This is a genomic window from Escherichia sp. E3659, assembly GCF_005781135.1.
Lineage (GTDB): Bacteria > Pseudomonadota > Gammaproteobacteria > Enterobacterales > Enterobacteriaceae > Escherichia.
Map to the genome: position 1 here is coordinate 851 of NZ_VATQ01000079.1, position 375 is coordinate 1,225.

The 375-nt window shown below is 49.6% G+C and carries 1 protein-coding gene; it reads right to left on the reverse strand.

The annotated features are described in order from the left end of the window. Positions 1 to 375: pyridoxal-dependent decarboxylase (locus FEK47_RS25050; protein ID WP_240730999.1), on the reverse strand; the 375-nt coding region annotated here is incomplete at both ends.

Genomic DNA, 375 nt, shown 5'->3' on the forward strand with positions numbered 1-375 from the left:
GGTCGGCTTACCTGCGGCTTCCATACGCTTGCGCCAACGCCATTTCATCGCCATCCCACCGAGCATACAGGCCTCGGAAGAACCAATGGTGTTGGTGCCAACGGCCTGGCCGTTTTTCGGTGCAGGCGCGTGCCACAGGTCAGCAACCATATTTACACAGCGCAGGTCGATGGCTGCGGATTGCGGATATTCTTCTTTGTCGATCCAGTTTTTGTTGATCGACAGATCCATCAATTTATGGACATTTTCGTCGTCCCAGGTCTGGCAAAAAGTTGCCAGATTCTGACGAGCGTTACCGTCGAGAAATAATTCATCATTGATAATTTGAAATGCGACATCATCACGCATTTCATGCAGCGGAAAATGTTTAGATTC